The sequence below is a fragment of the Sphingobacterium zeae genome (assembly GCF_030818895.1).
Taxonomy (GTDB): domain Bacteria; phylum Bacteroidota; class Bacteroidia; order Sphingobacteriales; family Sphingobacteriaceae; genus Sphingobacterium; species Sphingobacterium zeae.
In genome coordinates, this window is record NZ_JAUTBA010000001.1 from 2,458,242 (window position 1) to 2,475,910 (window position 17,669).

14 protein-coding genes are annotated in these 17,669 nt (G+C 40.1%); 2 read left to right on the forward strand and 12 right to left on the reverse strand.

The window, feature by feature from the left end; translation table 11 throughout:
• Nucleotides 1-68 precede the first annotated feature (68 nt).
• From QE382_RS10180 to QE382_RS10235, 12 genes are all read right to left on the reverse strand, one after another.
• Nucleotides 69-1,484, reverse strand: a complete 1,416-nt coding sequence (locus QE382_RS10180; protein ID WP_307185787.1) for an efflux transporter outer membrane subunit — start codon at nt 1,482-1,484, stop codon at nt 69-71.
• 1 nt (nt 1,485) lies between these two features.
• A complete protein-coding gene (locus QE382_RS10185; protein ID WP_307185788.1) occupies nt 1,486-4,647 on the reverse strand; it encodes an efflux RND transporter permease subunit in 3,162 nt (1,053 codons plus the stop codon).
• Nucleotides 4,648-4,831: 184 nt separating this feature from the next.
• Nucleotides 4,832-5,950 (reverse strand): efflux RND transporter periplasmic adaptor subunit, encoded by a 1,119-nt coding sequence (locus tag QE382_RS10190; RefSeq protein ID WP_307185789.1) that lies wholly within the window; start codon nt 5,948-5,950, stop codon nt 4,832-4,834.
• Nucleotides 5,951-6,190: 240 nt separating this feature from the next.
• Nucleotides 6,191-6,952 carry a LytR/AlgR family response regulator transcription factor gene (locus tag QE382_RS10195; protein ID WP_046674547.1) on the reverse strand — a complete coding sequence of 254 codons (762 nt, stop codon included), beginning with the start codon at nt 6,950-6,952 and terminating at the stop codon, nt 6,191-6,193.
• A complete protein-coding gene (locus tag QE382_RS10200; protein ID WP_307185790.1) occupies nt 6,952-7,899 on the reverse strand; it encodes a sensor histidine kinase in 948 nt (315 codons plus the stop codon). Before QE382_RS10200 ends, QE382_RS10195 begins: the two co-directional genes overlap by 1 nt.
• 372 nt (nt 7,900-8,271) lie before the next feature.
• Complete coding sequence (locus QE382_RS10205) at nt 8,272-9,699, reverse strand: efflux transporter outer membrane subunit (RefSeq protein ID WP_307185791.1); 1,428 nt, start codon at nt 9,697-9,699, stop codon at nt 8,272-8,274.
• Nucleotides 9,700-9,723: 24 nt separating this feature from the next.
• On the reverse strand, nt 9,724-12,912 hold the full coding sequence (locus QE382_RS10210) for an efflux RND transporter permease subunit (protein WP_307185792.1): 3,189 nt from the start codon (nt 12,910-12,912) through the stop codon (nt 9,724-9,726).
• Nucleotides 12,913-12,924: 12 nt separating this feature from the next.
• Entirely contained in the window at nt 12,925-14,127 is a 1,203-nt protein-coding gene (locus QE382_RS10215; protein ID WP_307185793.1) for an efflux RND transporter periplasmic adaptor subunit, read from the reverse strand.
• Nucleotides 14,128-14,205: 78 nt separating this feature from the next.
• On the reverse strand, nt 14,206-14,805 hold the full coding sequence (locus QE382_RS10220) for a TetR/AcrR family transcriptional regulator (protein ID WP_046674552.1): 600 nt from the start codon (nt 14,803-14,805) through the stop codon (nt 14,206-14,208).
• A 90-nt stretch (nt 14,806-14,895) separates the two neighbouring features.
• Nucleotides 14,896-15,138, reverse strand: a complete 243-nt coding sequence (locus QE382_RS10225) for a hypothetical protein (RefSeq protein ID WP_307185794.1) — start codon at nt 15,136-15,138, stop codon at nt 14,896-14,898.
• A 16-nt stretch (nt 15,139-15,154) separates the two neighbouring features.
• Complete coding sequence (locus QE382_RS10230; protein WP_307185795.1) at nt 15,155-15,658, reverse strand: hypothetical protein; 504 nt, start codon at nt 15,656-15,658, stop codon at nt 15,155-15,157.
• 119 nt (nt 15,659-15,777) lie between these two features.
• Nucleotides 15,778-16,212, reverse strand: coding sequence for an ATP-binding protein (locus QE382_RS10235; protein ID WP_307185796.1), 435 nt, complete (start codon nt 16,210-16,212; stop codon nt 15,778-15,780).
• Between the two features lie 499 nt (nt 16,213-16,711).
• On the opposite strand from QE382_RS10235, the gene QE382_RS10240 reads away from it, so the two are divergent.
• A complete protein-coding gene (locus tag QE382_RS10240) occupies nt 16,712-17,167 on the forward strand; it encodes a DUF1572 family protein (RefSeq protein ID WP_307185797.1) in 456 nt (151 codons plus the stop codon).
• A gap of 250 nt (nt 17,168-17,417) precedes the next feature.
• A complete protein-coding gene (locus tag QE382_RS10245; RefSeq protein WP_286767118.1) occupies nt 17,418-17,642 on the forward strand; it encodes a GNAT family N-acetyltransferase in 225 nt (74 codons plus the stop codon).
• Nucleotides 17,643-17,669 lie beyond the last annotated feature (27 nt).

Sequence of the window (17,669 nt, forward strand, 5' to 3'; positions counted from 1 at the left end):
TTTGATAAATATAGGGCTTTGTTGAAAATGATACGCATTTTTTCTTTTTAACCTGTCTTCTTCACCATTCAATCTGTTCCGCCACCCAGTGCACGGTAAAGATCTATGGCTGCGTTGAGCTTTTCCCGTTTTACTGTAATACGATCCAAATCATTTTGAAGTGCATTGTTTTGGGCAGTTATCACCTCCAAATAGTTTGCCATCCCACTTTTGTAAAGTAAGGCCGCATCAGCGGTGGCTTTGGCGAGGGCATTTGATTTGGCGTGGATAAGTTGCAGGCGCTGTTCTGTATGTTTGATTTTTGCCAAGGCATCCGAAACTTCCGAAACTGCGACCATAACCGACTGTTTAAACTGCAAAGCTATCTTTTCGCGTTCGATGACCGATATCTCATAGTTTGATTTCAAGGCCCCTTTCTGAAAAATCGGTTGAGCAATATTCCCTGCTATTGTTTTCACAATAGAACCCGGTAGATCAAACCATTTGCTAAATTGAATGGAGTTTGTACCAATGGACGGAGTCAAGCTTATGGAGGGGTATATTGCTGCTTTAGCGAGTCCCATTCTGCTTGTCGCAGCCACAACAGCGTATTCAGCTGCTCTGACATCTGGTCTGCGGCTTAATAGTTCGGCCGGTACCCCTGCGGCAAGTCCGGCTCCAACAATCGTATCATCTAAACTTGCTGTACGTTGAATGCCCTCGGGGAAACCTCCGCAAAGAATGCTCAGTGCATTTTCTTCGACCGCCATATTTTGATGGGCTAGGGGAATCAATAATTCAGCAGTTTTCTTCTGAGCTTCGGCTTGCTCCACAGCAAGCGAACTGACCAGTGATGAGTTGTATTGCAAACGTATCATATTCAATGTGCTATCGCTCAATTGAACATTTCTTTGTGCAATCGTAAGCTGTTCATCCAAAGCAATCAGATTATAATAGGACTGGATGACCTGTACAATAACCCGGGTTTTCAGGGCCGATAAATTTTCCTTTTGGCCAAAAAAATTGGCCAAGGATTCCTCTTTTTGCATTTTTACCTTTCCCCATATATCGGCTTCCCAAGACAATCTGAGCGTAGCACTATAATCGTCCATATAGGGTGTCCCAATAAATTGGTCGCTCAGTGAGCCATTCAAGGAGTTGCTCGATAACCAGGTTCTATTCGCTCCAATGCTTAAATCAGCTGTTGGCAGTAATCCTTTCTTAGACTGCTTGTACGCGAGTTCCAATTGTTGCATGTTCAGGAGTGCTACATTGACGTCCGTATTATTGGACAAAGCCTTTTCAATGAGTGATGTCAACAGGGGATCCTGTACAAAGTTACGCCAGGATAGCTGTAGCGTATCAGACGTCACGACAACCTCGCTGTTTTTGAAATTTTCGGGCATTGCTATCTCCTGACGGGTGTATTTTTTGCCCACGCTGCATGCGGACAACAACAGGGTAGTGCTTGCGAAAATTGTTATATAGTGATGAAATTTTTTCATTTTAATCGTTTGTATTGTGTACTGTATTGTCCGTAAGTTTTTTACCCGAAACTTTTTCTTGCAAATATTGGAACACCAGGTACAGTAATGGTATAATAATTACGCCAAGGATAACACCGCTTAACATACCCATTGCTGCTCCTGTACTGATGGAATGGTTGCCTGTGGCCGTTCCGCCGGTCGCAAACATCAAGGGGACCATACCCGCAATGAAAGCCAATGAAGTCATCAAGATTGGGCGTAGACGAGCTCTTGCGCCTTCTAAAGCCGAATCAATGAGTGAGGAGCCTGCTCTTCTCCGCTGTAAAGCAAATTCAACAATCAAAATGGCATTTTTTGCCAAAAGACCGATGAGCATGATCAAGCCGACCTGGACGTAGATATTGTTGTCCAACCCAATAGCACGTGTTCCTAGGAAAGAGCCGATCATACCTGTTGGGATGGATAACAGGACGGCAAGGGGCAATAAGTAACTTTCGTACTGTGCTGATAGTAAGAAATAGACAAATAGCAAGCTTAATGCTAAGATAAGTACGGTTTGATTGCCTGATGACTTCTCTTCCAAACTAAGTCCCGTCCATTCGTAGCTGTAGTCTCCCGGTAACTTGGTCAATACATTTTTCTCCAATGTTTCCATGATCGCACCATTACTGATACCAGGCGTACTAACAACGTTTATCGTGAGCGAATTGTATAAATTATAACGGGTTACCGACTCAGGACCATACACTTTACGAAGTGTGACCAAGGTATTCACAGGGACCATTTGGCCAAGGTTATTTTTGACAAATATTTCGTTGAATGCTTCTTTATCGGTTCTATAAATGCCATCCGCTTTAACTGCTATCCGATAGAATTTACCAAAACGATTGAAATTCAATGATTGGTCACCCGCAAAGTATGTTTGAACGGACGAAAGCATTTCACTGACATCTACACCAAGTTGGGCCGCTTTGTCTTCATCTACTTCTAACTCCATCTGTGGATAATCTGCTCTGAACATGGTATAGGCAAATTGCACTCCCGGTTGTTTCATAATCTGCGCAATAACGGAGTCGGACATTGCTTTAAGCTCTACCGGCGATTTACCAGCTCTGTCCTGCAAAACGAGTTCCGCGCCATTCATCATACCATAACCATCAACAGGAGGGGAGCGAAATGCCATTGCGTTACCTTCTTTGACACTGGATAATTTTTGTGAGATCACTTGGTGAATCTGATCAATATCGTTCATCTCACCACGTTTCTTTTTATCTTTCAAGCGTATAAATCCTGTCGCATAGGCTGCGCTGGAGTTGTTACCGATCATATTGAATCCAGTAATACTTGTATGGCTTTCAATCGAAGGGATATCGGCCAGTAGTTTTTCGATTTTTTCTACTGCTTTTGTTGTTCGGTCCAGTCCCGTTCCTGGGGGCATTTCCAAACTGTATACGACAAAGTTATCATCTTCCATTGGTACGAAACTTTTGGAAGTGCTTGTCATGAGGTACCCCGCAACGCCAATTGTAGCCAGGATCAAAAGTGCGGAAATCCATTTTTTCTTTGCCAGGAATTTTAATGAACCAACGTATCGGTTGGTCAAGTTTTCGAAGCCTGCGTTAAACGCTTTGAAAAAACGCTGAGAAAACCCAGTTTTTGGGGTCTGTCCATCTTGATTTTCGGCGTGTGTATTTTTAAGTAATAATGCACATAGTGCAGGTGTCAGCGTCAAGGCATTGATCGCAGAGATCACAATGGCGATCACAAGAGTGTAGGCAAACTGTTTATAGAACATACCCGATGAACCTGTCATAAACCCAATGGGAATAAAAACTGCACACATCACCAGGGTAATGGAGATTACAGCTCCTGTGATTTCACTCATGGCACTATGGGTAGCCTGTTTACCTGTTAAATTGGAAGTCTCCATCTTTCCATGTACTGCTTCGACAACGACAATTGCATCATCGACAACAATACCAATGGCGAGTACGAGGGCAAATAACGTCAATATATTGATGGTAAAGCCAAACACGAGCAGGAAGAAGAAGGTACCTACAATAGCTACAGGGACTGCAATTGCTGGAATAATAGTCGATCGTATGTCTTGTAAGAATAAGAATACAACGAGGAAAACCAAAATGAAGGCTTCAATCAATGTCGAACGTACTTGAGCTGTACTTTCATCCAAACGCTCTTTGGTACTGATCAATTTAAAAATCTTGATTCCAGGAGGGAATGAGCGTTGCGCTATTTCAATCTGTTTGTCGATTCCAATTTCAATTTCATTGGCGTTGGAGCCTGATGTCTGGAATATACCGATGGTGACGGTATTGAGACCGTTATTTTGGGAATTACCGCTATAGCTGATCGAGCCAAACTCAATACGTGCCACATCCTTTAAACGTACGATCTGGACATTATTGTTTTTAACGATAATGTTTTCATACTGCTCTGGAAGATTCTTTTTCCCCTTATAGCGTATAACATATTCAAGAGGTGCTTTTGATTCTTCACCTAATTTTCCAGGTGCAGATTCCAGACTTTGTTTGGAAATTGCAGCAATAACTTCTTGCGGCACAAGTCCATAACTTGCCATTTTTTGCGGATTCAACCATACACGCATCGAATAGTCTTTGGAACCAAATACCATCGCCTGACCGACCCCTGGAACACGCTTGATCTGTGGGATCAAGTTGATGTTCACATAATTCTGTAAAAATAGTTCATCATATTTTTTATTATCTTCTGTATAGATATTAAATATCATGATCATACTATTTTGTTGCTTGGAGGTTGTTAATCCCATTCGGACAACTTCCTGTGGCAAGATCGGAGTAGCCTGTTGTACTCTGTTTTGCACGTTGACGGCTGCTTGATCTGGGTTTACACCTGCTTTAAAGACAATGCGCACAGAGAATGTACCATCGTTACTTGCAGTCGATGTAATGTATTCCATGTCCTCCACACCATTGATTTGTTCTTCAAGGGGTGTAACAACTGATCTCAATACTGTTTCGCTATTTCCTCCGGGATAGCTTCCGGTAACTTGGACCGTGGGCGGGGCGATATCCGGGAATCGCGTTTGGGGCAGCCTAAAAAGACCGATGACCCCCAGTATGACAAATATGATCGATATAACAGTTGCCAAAACTGGCCTGTCAATAAATTTCTTTAACATTTTAGTATAATTTTTATAAAGCTTTTAGTACCATTTTTTAAAAGTGCATACGGAACGTATAGGCGTGTTATAGCTCTTTGGACGTTGCAGCTTTTGCCATGATTGCTATTGCCTGGATTTCTCCCAAATATTTAAAAAGGAACTTTTTCAGCAGCTCTGTCGTTGCTATCTACGCTCCATCTGGTTACATGGTGGATTTTTTAGTCGGTTGAACTTGCATTCCATCGTTAAGCATGTCAATCCTATTCATAACGATTTTTTCACCAGCTGTAAGTCCTGATTTAAGTAAATAGGCGTTGGCGGTATTTCCCGCAATTTCAATCTGTTTCATGGAAATTTTGTTCTTTTCGCCAATAACATAAACGAAGTAGCGATCTTGAATATCCTTGACAGCCGCCATAGGGACCAACAAAACGTTTTCGTGCGCTTTTTTCAAGATTACTTTGGCTGAACCACCCGAACGGAGAATTTTATCAGGGTTGGTGAAACTTGCTTTAAGTGCCATGCTTCCGGTTGTTCTGTCGATGTTACCACTGGCTAATTCTACTTTCCCCGAATGGTTGTATGCCGTTCCATCAGCTAGTAATAGCGTTGCTTGTTGATTGGATGTTTTGTTATTCTGATCTTTGATAAAGGCTATAAAATCGGCCTCACTCAATGAAAAATACACATTTACGGTATTGATTTCAGATAGCGTTGTTAACGGTGTCGCATCTGCTGCGGTAATTAAATTTCCGATCCGATTAGGAATACGGCCGATATAACCACTCACTGGTGCATTGATCAACGTAAATTTGGCATTTATTTGAGATGAACCGAGTGCAGCTCGTGCTTGCGCTACCTGTGCTTTAGCTGCGGCATAATTGGCCTCTGCAGTTTTTAATTGTAATTCGGTATACACTTTACCTTCAACAAGTGGTTTGATTTTTTCAATCTCCAATTTCGCGTTTTGTTCTGCCGATAAAGCAGCTTGGTAAGCTGCCTTGCTGTTGTTTACTTGTTCGTTGTAGACATCAGCTTTTATTTTGAAAAGGGGTTGACCCTGGGATACATAGTCTCCTTCTTTGACATAAATCTGATCCAGATATCCCGTTACTTGCGCTTTGACATCGACGTTGACGGTCCCCTCTAATGTACCAGGATATTTTTTTTCGGTCTCCGCGTGGGTAGGAGATAATTCGATAAAGTCAACAGTAACTGCCTGCTCTTGCGGTTGTTCTTGGTTGCCTCCACAGGACGATAATAATGCTGCTGCTGTAATAAGTGTAAGGAAAGGTTTTAAAGTCATCGTTCTTTGTGCCATTTTATCATTTTATAATGAAACAAAGAAAAGAATTCTTTTAAGCCATAAGGCAAAGAAATCTACCGAGACGTTACAATTGCTTACTGAAACGTATCAGTGATGAGCTGAATTTTACGATATTAAATGGTACGATCCAATTGTGTTGAAGATATTGGTCTGATCGATTGGCATTCCCTTCTTCATCGCGAAAACTTACTTTACCTTTCTGAGGAAAAAAGGAGCAAGCGGATCAGTTTAGCATTAATAGTCTAACCAATTTTTTAGCAGTTGAGCCTTTTCTCTGCTCACAAGGATTTCCACTTGATCGTTATTTTTAATTTCTATTTTTAGTTTTCCGTTGAAGTGGTTATGTAATCTTTTGATCGCATCTATATGTATAATGAATTGCCTGTTGGCGCGAAAAAATACTTTTGGATTCAATTGCTGTTCGAGTTCTTCCATTGTTTGAGGGACAATTTCGACAGTACCACATTTGAGTTGCGCATGGGTAAGTTTAAATTCGGAGTAAAAGTATAATATTTCTTCGACGAGAATGGTCTTATAGCCGTCTTTGAATGGAATTAGAAAACGTGAGCGAAAATCTTTTGGATAGATAAAATCCAATAAACCTTGAAGCGGTTGTTGGTTGATCTGGAGATCTTTTTGATAGTCAAGTTTTTGGATGGCATTTCCCAGCTCTATTTTTTCTACAGGTTTGAGCAAATAATCTATGCTATTGAATTTAAAAGCCCTCACAGCGTATTCGTCAAATGCTGTTGTAAATATGATTGGGCAGTCTATTTTTATAGTCTCTAATATTTCAAAGCTTAAGCCATCGGATAAACGAATATCCATCATGACCAGGTGGGGAAGTTCATTGCTATTAAACCAATTGATGCTATCCGCAATATTATCAAGTACATCCAAAATAACGATGGATGGTTTTATTTCTTTCAAAAGTCGCTTTAAACGATCGGCATTGAGTTTTTCGTCCTCGATGATTAATACTTTGGTTATATTCATTATGCTTGCGCTAAAAGTGGGAGGATAACGTTAAATGTTTTGCCATCATTCTTTATTTGCAGTTTTAAGTTGGATAGCAAATCGTATCTTTTAATGATGTTTGAAATTCCGATTCCCGATGATTCGGATACATTCTCAATAGGAATTAATATATTTTCAACAACAAGTTGATTCTGGGCGTTGGTGTAGACTTTAATTTTCAGCGGTTTTCTCTTATTTGTCTGATTATGCTTTAGTGCATTTTCTACCAACAACTGTAAGGTAAGAGGAGGCAATTGGAAATTGCGTTTGGCGGGGTTAACGTTTATCTCGAAGTTAACTCCATCGCCGAATCGGCTTTTGATAAGAAATATATATGCATTTAGAAAATTGAGTTCTTCTTCAAGTGAGATAATATCTTTTTTAGAATTGATAAGAAGGTAGCGATATATTTTGGAGAAGTTTTCTGCATACTCGTAACCTGATTGCTGGTCTTCGAGAATGATTTCTGAGAGTACGCTCAGGTTATTAAATACGAAATGAGGGTCGATTTGTAATTTTAACGATTGAAGTTCTGTTTCTAGAATGACCTGATCGAGCTTTGCTGCACGCATGGACTCATTTTTCCAGTTGGTGATCAAATGACTACCGATATTGATACCCATTATCATGAGCGCAATCAAAACACTAATTGTAATATTTTGTATCATGCCTCTTTTTTCCTCCAATGATGGGGCTATAGTAACATTTTGGGGACCAACGTAATATTTTGAGATGAGGTACTCCAAGAGTAAGTTGATAAATAATACCGTCAAGAGATTGATGACGGTTTCAAGTAGTAGTCGCTCCGTAGGGCTATCTTTCCAAGTTAAAAACTTGTCAAGTTTGTCATGGACAATGATGCTGAATTCGGATATGATAAAGCTGTAGATGATCGTAAAAGTCCACTCGCCGAGTATTTCGAACATGTTTCTTTGAAAGTAGCCAGCCCAACAATTCGAGAAAGGATCTATAATATAGGCGACCAAATAAATGAGCAGAAAGGACAGAAAGGTGAATATCAGCCTTCTTTTATTTTTACTAATTAGATTATTCTCGTCTTTATAGATCCTAATATCCCGCATTTGTTTAACTTATATTTCTAAATGAAATCTATACAAATTTTGTAATTTCTTTTAGTATTAGACGACAAATTTATGCTGAAGCGTATAAAGCCCCTACTGAAATATCAATTTGATGCTCTCAGGCGTATAATGCTGGAACAAACAAAAGATGGAGACCCTAGGGTCCCCATCTACCAGATATGTATAAATAAAATTAGAAAATGCTTGTTTAAAGTATTAATTATTGCTCCATCCACCCCCTAAGGACCGGTAAAGGTCAACAACAGCAGCAAGCTCCGCTTTTTTTACTTGAGCAAGCTCAAGCTCGCTTTGTAAGATGTTACTCTGGGCCGTTATCACTTCCAGATAGGTGGCCATTCCAGTTTCAAATAGGAGGTTCGCATGTTTTGTAGCTTCTTTTAACCGGTTAGTTCTATCCGAAGTAATCTTTTGTTTTTCTCTCAATTTTTGAATTGAAATTAAAGCATCGGAAACTTCTCCAGCTGCTGAGATTACTTTTTGCTTGAAAATCAATACGTTCTTTTCTTGTTCGACACGTGCCAGTTCATATTGGGTTTTCAATTCCTTCCGCTGTAAAATTGGCTGCGTAATACTTCCTGTAATTGCACCAAATAATGAAGCCGGTAAGTTGAACCAATTGCTTGCCTTGAATGCATTTACTCCTGCCTCGGCGCTAATAACCAAGGAAGGATACATGCGTGCCTTTGCGTATTGTTGATAAGCTTGTGAAGCTGTAATAGCCAGTTCAGCTTGTTTTACATCCGGACGATGACTTAACAAATCGGCTGGGACGCCAGTTGCTAATTCTTCGGGGAATTGAATATTCGACAATTTCTCCGCTATTTTAATTTCCTGCGGGAGTTTTCCGCTAAGAATCTGGATGGCATTTTCCTGAATAGTGATCTGCAGTTCAAAGTCGGGGATTAAGGCAGCTGCAGACAACCGCTGCGCATCGACCTGCTCCAACGCAAGCAGCGTAATGTCACCAACGTCATATTGTTGCTGGACGATGCGTAAGGTTGTATCGCTCAATTGCAAGTTTTGTTTGGCGATATCACGCAATTGATAAAGCATCAGCAGTTGATAATAACCTTGTGCAACTTGTGCAATTAATTGGGTTTGTATTACTTTTTTCGCTTCTTCTGTCTGTAGATAGGAAGCTAAAGCAGCGCTATTTTGATTTTTGATTTTACCCCATAGATCGGCCTCCCAGGATAAACCTAAGGATGCCGTATAATCCTCCACATGATGTTGGCCTAAAAACTGTCCGAGGCTCAATCCATTCATACTGTTATTGGATGGGTTGGTGCTATTTCCCCTGATCTGTAGTTGGGCTGAGGGAAGATAGTTCGCTTTTGCTTGTTTCAGGCTCAGTTGAGACGCTTCAATGTTTTTCAATGCTAGCTTCATATCTAAGTTATGTTGTATCGCACTGTCAATTAATGTCTGTAGGATTTGATCTTTAAAAAAATCACGCCATGGAATAGATCCAATGCTAGTTTCCTGCGGAGCTTTAGCCTGGTCGCGGTACTGTTCGGGTAAGTTAGGGGCAAGGTATTGATTGCTGACCAACTTATCTGTTTTACAGGACCATGCGACAAAAGATAAGATGAAAACCGTCAGTAACTTTGCTTTACTATTCATATATTTAAATTTTGTCATGATATACTAATTGTTTTTATGCACGGGTATTTCCAACGAAGCGGTCACGCTTTCATACTGTTTTTGCTTCGGGACACCAGCTATTTTCTCTTGAATAAATTGGAAGAAAATAAAGAGAATCGGGATAATAAAGAGCCCTAAAACTACTCCGGTGAACATCCCACCCGCAGCGGCAATACTGATGGAATGATTTCCTTGAGCAGACGGACCTACGGCTGTCATCATTGGAATCATACCAACAATAAAGGCTAAGGAAGTCATGATAATAGGCCTCAAACGTAATCTTGCGGCTTTAAGTGCAGCGCTAGGAATCGATAGCCCCTGTTTGCGCCCTTGAATAGCAAATTCCACAATCAAAATGGCATTTTTGGCCAGCAAACCAATCAACATGACAAGTGCGACTTGTACATAGATGTTGTTGGCGATATCAGTGAAGCTAATTGCTGCAAAGACGCCAAATATGCCGGTCGGAATGGATAGAATAACCGCTAATGGAATGATGTAGCTTTCATATTGTGCCGCAAGCAAGAAGTAAACAAATATCAGACAGAGAATAAAAATCAATGTAGACTGTCCTCCGGAGACAATTTCTTCCTTGGTCATACCTGAGAATTCATAGGTAAATCCAGTAGGCAATTGTTGTTTTGCAACTTCCTCAACTGCACGGATAGCGTCTCCGGAACTATATCCGGGTTTTGGTATTGCATTTATGCCAATCGAATTAAACAAGTTGTAACGCGATGCTGTTTCGGGTCCATATACACGTTCTAATTTGACTAATGTATTGATGGGAACCATATCACCTAATCTGTTTTTTACAAAAATACCGTCCATTGAAGTTGGTTCACTTCTATCCTTGGCATCAGCTTGGACCATCACACGATAGTATTTTCCAAAACGATTAAAATCTGAAGCTTGAGCACTACCAAAATAGGCTTGCATGGTTTTTAATATGCTTTTTGTGCTTACGCCAAGTTGCTCTGCCTTGATATCATCTACCTGGAGCTCATATTGTGGATAATCCGCTTTAAAGGTTGTGAAAGCCATCATGATTTCAGGACGTTTCATCAGTTCGCCAATAAACTTTTGGCCTACGCCACTGAATTTTCCAAGTTGTCCGCCGGTTCTGTCCTGTAAAACCATGTCCAAACCGTCAACATTACTGAACCCTGGTACTGTAGGGAAGGTAAAGACAAAGAAATTTGCGCCTTTGATATTTGCCAGGCGTTGATTCACATCGGCCATAATCGCATTGATGTCTTTTATCTGACCACGTTCTTCATGTGGTTTAAGGAGGATAAATGCAACACCCGCTGAAGGACTTGTGGATTGTGTTAAAATATTGAAACCAGCAAGTACATTTAAAGTCTTGGTAAAATCAGCATGTTGAAGTTGCTTCTCAGCTTCGGCTAATGCCCCAGAAGTACGATCTAAAGAAGCGCCTGCAGGCATGGATAAAGAAATGGCAATAAATCCTTGGTCTTCCGACGGAATAAATCCAGTAGGTGTTTTACGGATCATAAATATTGTCAAAAGTAGGGTAATCGCCAATCCTGCAAATGCAACCCATTTGTAACGGATCAAGAAGCGCAGACTTCCTAAATAGTTTTTAGTCAACCGGTCGAATCCAACATTGAATCCAGCAAAGAAACGTTCCTTGAATTTAAGTTTCTTAGCATCAGAATGACCATGATGCGTTGGTTTTAAGAAGAGTGCACATAACGCAGGACTTAGTGTCAAGGCATTAATTGCTGAAATAACGATTGCAATCGCCAACGTGAAAGCAAATTGTCTGTAAAACACTCCGGTAGAACCTTCCATAAAGCCGATGGGAAGGAATACGGCAGACATCACCAATGTAATCGAGATAATTGCCCCGGTGATTTCGCTCATGGCAGATGTTGTAGCGAGCTTAGGTGGGAGATTTTCATGTTCCATCTTGGCGTGCACTGCCTCGACGACCACAATTGCATCATCGACGACAATCCCAATGGCAAGCACCAGGGCAAACAAGGTCAATAGGTTGATTGAAAAGCCGAAGAGCTGCATGAAGAAAAATGTTCCAACGATGGCTACTGGTACTGCAATCGCTGGTATTAATGTCGATCTAAAGTCCTGAAGGAATAGAAAGACAACTAAAAATACCAATATAAATGCTTCAACTAGTGTATGTTTTACTTGGTCAATAGATTGATCAAGTGCATCTTTTGTGTTGTATAAAACGAGATATTTGACACCTTTCGGAAAGCTTAAAGAGGCTTTCTCCATGAATTTTTGAATCGCGATCTGAATTTCATTTGCATTCGAACCTGCCAGCTGCATTACCCCAATATTCAATCCTGCTTTGCCATTGATACGGGTGTGGCTCGCATAGGTATAGGATCCCAGTTCAACACGAGCGACGTCTTTGAGTTTAAGTACTGAACCGTCAGTGTTGGAGCGGATAATAATATTTTCGTAGTCACTTGGTTGGTTGAGTTTACCTTTATATTTGATCACAAATTCAAAAGCTTCACGGCTGCTCTCGCCGAATTTACCCGGAGCAGCTTCAACGTTTTTATCTTGGATGGCGGCCATTACTTCCTCAGGCGTTAATTTATAAGTCGCCATTTGATTTGGATTGAGCCATACCCGCATGGAGTAGTCTTTGCTACCACCAAATGGCAATGCTTGTCCTACGCCGGGTATCCGTTTCAGTTCGGGAATAATATTGATCTGGGCATAATTGGTAATAAAGGTCTGATCGTATTTACTCTGATCTTCCGTATAGAGATCCAATACCATGATCAAGCTGTTTTGCTGTTTTGCCGTGGTGATTCCGGCTTGTACAACCTCAGCTGGCAATTGGCTGGTTGCCTGAGCCACACGATTTTGGACGTTCACAGCAGCTTGGTCAGGGTCAGTGCCCAATTTAAAATATACAGTAATCATTAATGAACCGTCGTTACTGGCGGTAGAGCTCATGTAGCTCATATTTTCAACACCGTTAATTGACTCTTCGAGTGAGGGAGCTACGGCACGAAGGACCGTTTCGGCATTTGCCCCGGGATATAATGCCGTTACTTGCACTGCCGGCGGTGCAATATCGGGAAACTGCTGCAATGGCAGTTTGAGGATACCAATCACCCCCAATATGACAAGTAGTATGGAGATAACGGTAGCAAGTACAGGTCTTTCTATAAATTTCTTAAGCATGTGATTGTAATATTATAATGAATTGATGCTATCTCTTGATAAAGCTTGTGGCGTGATTTTCTGCCCATCCTGAAGCAGGTCAATGCCTTTGTAGACAATCCGATCTCCCGCATTCAGTCCTTTGCTTACGAGGTAATTTGCACCACTTTTTCCGATGACAGTAATGGGCTGTTGAACAACTTTATTTTCTTTGCCAACGGTGTAAACGAAGATTTTATCCTGCATTTCAAGGGTAGCAAGTTGAGGTACCAATAATGCTTGTGCATACTTCTTCTGTAGCCTTACACGGCCGGTATTTCCGTTACGTAAAACTCCTTCCGGATTGTTGAACGTCGCGCGGAGGGTAATCGCACCGGTATTTTTATCAAACTGGCCATCCACCATATCAATTTTTCCTTTCTGATCATAAATTGTCTGATCCGAAAGAACTAAGCTGATCGGAGGGAGGTTGTGAAGCTTTTGTTGTAAATTACTACCTTCTGTATTGTTTTTGAATGCGATAAAGTCATTTTCTCCCAATGAGAAATAGACATGGAGATCTCTTACATTTGACAATGCTGTAAGTGGTTGGGAGTCTGTAGGTCCCACTAAACTCCCTTGTTTGCGCTGCAATCTACCGATGTATCCTTCGGCTGAAGCCCGTATTAGCGTGTATCCGACATTGATTTTTGCCGTTTCAACCGCCGACAGTGCCAGTTGTACATTTGCTCTAGCGGCGTTACGTGCGCTAATTGCAGTTTTTAACTGAAAGTCTGTCAGTACTTTGGTGTTCACCAGCTTTGTTTTCTTTTCCACTTCTAACTCGGCGTTTTCCAAGGAAGCTTTTGCTGCCAGCAAATTTGCCTTCGCTTGATTTAATTGTTCCTGATAAGGGCGGTCGTTAATCTTAAAAAGCGCCTGACCTTTATTTACTTTAGCACCTTCATCGACATAGATGTTTTCCAAAATCCCTTCGACTTGTGGCCTGATCTCAATATTGGCCGAAGCTTCAATAGTTGCTGGATATTCTTGATAAACCGTCTCGTTACCATTCTCGATGGTAACGACCGGAAGTTTAACCGGTTGTGGATCAATGGGTTTGCTCGTGCCTGTTGAACAACTATATAGAAAGATTGCACTGAGCACATATGCAGTCTTTACGATATTAATTCGTTTAACACTGTTAAGTGTTGGAACGTAAATCCTTTTAAGACTTGGTGATAGATTTGTTTTCATGTGATATTAAAAATTGAAGTTTTGGTATATTTAACGGTGTTAGATTTCTTAACGTTGTATTTTTTGGTGTAAAAAAAATTAGTCAGTCAGGGAGCGTGTGATGCCGTAAATAGCATCTTTTAAAACCTCTTGATTGGTATTGTCGCCATTGCCTTGGTTTACCAAATTGATCGAAATCAATCCATGTATAATTGACCAGTACGTAAAATACTTTCTGCAGATCAATTCTTCGGATGGGTTTTTCTCTTTCATGATTTCACGGATGACATCACTTATCAATTTTCCATGGGATTCAGCACATTTATAGGTTTTTTCAAAACCACAACAGGCCGTTCCCACACCGAACATTAATTGGTACAATTCGCGTTCTTCGAAGGCGAAATCCCAATAGCTAAACCACATTGCTTCCAATTGTTTCTCCAAATCGGTTTCAGTTGATTTGGCTTGTTTTACTTTTTTGGCAAGCAGGAGATAACCTTGGTTAGCAAGCTCCATCAAAATGGCATCTTTATTGGCGAAATACTCGTATATCATGGGGGCAGTATATTCGATGATATCTGCAATTTTGCGCATACTCAAGGCCTGCCATCCTTCTTCTTTGACGATTTGGAGCGCAGCATCTAGAATATTAGTTCTATTCTCATCTTTGAGCCGTTGTATGCGTTCTTTGCTACCCATGCTAATGCGTAAATAATTTAACAGTGTTAAGCAAAAGTGATACTTTTAATTTTATTTATTGACATCTAAAAGTCATTAAATAAAAATGTATTATTTTTGATGCTCGGAAGAAGTGTTTTCATCGTTCGCAGCGCGGGTTACAAGCTGTTTTATGCGATTCTTTTCTTTGTCAGTTAGAGGAAGTGCCTTTTCAATAATTGGGAGAATTTCTGTGCTTTTTTCCGATTGCAATAACAGGTCGATGAAACCGAGATAGGTGCGCATAAGGTCTGTTTTAAGGCCGAAGAAAATCCGTGGATCTACAATATATAGTTCCTGTATTAATGCTAACAATAGGTTTTTTCTTTTTTTATCTTGTTCCGAGCTGCTGTATTCGGGCAATAAGCCTTTTCTTTCTAGATCTGTTAATTTTACCGCGACAGCGTGCTCTAGTACATATTTTTTTTTGCTTTCTATCCAGTAAATCACGTAACTCAGCATGTAAATTCCGATAAATAACTTGTTTGGCCTTCCCCGAGAAAAGATTATCTTCTGTAGATAGGAGGATATCTTGTTGTTCAAAATGATCAAAGAAGGTAGATTCAACATAGACGGAGTGGTGGAAATTGATCGCGTTATTGTTGAAACTGCTAAGTACTTTGGCAATTTCCTTTTTATCGCTATTCAGAAAATAATAATAATATCGATCACCAATTTGTTGGTTCCAGCGAATGTAATTGATGGTAAAATGATAAGAAGTATCACGATCAGGGCTATATCCTGTCCAAGAAAGCTGGTCTGTCTCTTCGATTAAATGGTCATAAGCTAATAGCTTTCCATTGACGCGTATGGCGTAATTCCTATCCTTATTCAAGTAGAGAAACCATCCAAACTCTTGTTCGAGGAAATTGTTAAAGTCGTCGCTTTCAAAAAATGTAGCATTAAGTCCAAAAACGCCTTCAAGAGTAACTTGCGTTCCCGTATTTTTAGATTCTACCAGCCTGCTTTCACTGATATCGTATTGCTCTTTACTTTCGCGATCAATTTGAATTCGGTAGCTTGAGAAATATTCATTCTCCTGAAAAACGGTATCCCAAATCGCACGTGTTGCAAAAAGCGAGAAAGAAAATCGACCCTTTCCCTTTTTTCCTCTGGTATAGGAGCTCCGTTTGAGACTATTTTTTTTATAGAATCCAAAAAGTTTCCAAATGAGGAAGAAAGTGTCTCTAGGGGTATGCCTTCGCCATTGTCCTGTATGCTTACACGATTAATGTAGCCTAATTCATTACTGTCTATAGAGAGTTCAATCTGTGTGGCTTTTGCATCAAATCCATTCCAGAAATATTCAGCGATGGCATGTTTAGGGTCTTTGGGAAGTCCTGCTGATTCGATACTTTGGTTCGTTATTTTTGTGCTTTTCTTCATCATAAAGACGGTTTAGCTTAAAACTTGTATAAAACAGATGGAAATAATTTGGTCGATTAATTCCATTTCAATGTACGCTATTTTTTAGATCTCTGGATTAGAAATGTGAAAAAATAAGCAAGTCCAAAACAGATAATAAGATCGAAAAGAAAATAAATAGAATTGAAACTACTTCGATTCTCAGGTTCCACTGAGCGCTTGCCACCCATATATTCATAAAAAGGAAATGGAAAACCCAATCTGTCATTTCCATCGGATATGCTATCGCATTTGGCGAAGAGAATGGTAGTCGTGACTGTTATTACACTAAAAATTACCCAGGTTTTTTTTGGGAAATTTGAAACTATCTTCATGGTTATAGCTCTTTAAGTTGTTTAAAATTACATAATATCATGCGGAGATGTATATTTCTGATTCGTATCAATATGGCTATTTAACGCTAAAGCTGATGTGTTGATATAGAAATTGCTTTTTTGAGTAGAAATATATCTAAATTTAGTCTATGCTTATAGAAACTTTAAAAAACCTTTTCCGACGGGACTTAAACAGGCTGCGTGATGAAATTTCTTTGTACAAACAGGAAGGAAATATATGGCTTATTGAACGTGATATTTCCAATTCAGCTGGCAACTTATGTTTACACCTGATCGGAAATCTTCAAACATATATTGGTGCTGAAATAGGCAAGACGGGGTATATCAGAGATCGAGCGGCTGAGTTTTCGTTAAAAGACATTCCTCGAACACGATTATTAGATCAGATAGATGATACGATTGATGTGGTTACACGTTCTCTGGATCTGTTGTCGGAGGAGAACCTTCTTGAGATATATCCCATACTCGTGTTTGAGGAAAAAACAACAACGCAGTATTTGCTTGTTCATCTGACCACCCATCTAACTTATCACCTTGGCCAAATAAACTATCACCGGCGACTACTGGATCAACCTGAGGTATAGTTAATGTATTGGTAAACCTATTCTTGTTCTAAAACATAGGAAACAAATTTATAGTATGGACATAAGAAAAGCGGTATTATCTGATGCTCCGGAGCTCGCAACCTTGACCGAACTGCTGGGTTATCCAGCCGATATTGAAGGAACGAAAACTATTTTGGAGGATCTGTTGCGGTAGCAGGAGTATGCTGTATTTGTGGGGATTATTGATAATAAAACAGTTGGCTGAATTCAACTTCATCAGGTCATCAGTATGGAGACTGGTGTTTATGTAGAAATCATTGGCTTGGTTGTCGATGAAGAATATCGAGGGTTAGGCCGATTATTATTGCATGCGGCATCCGATTGGTCTAGGTCTGTCGATTGCTACCGTTTGCGTGTAAGATGCAATATCATTCGGACCGAAAGCTATAAGTTTTATCAAAATAGTGGTTTTATACTAAAAAAGGAGCAGAAAGTTTTTGATTCTTTGCTTTAAAAGGTGAACTTTAGCCCAATTAGATAT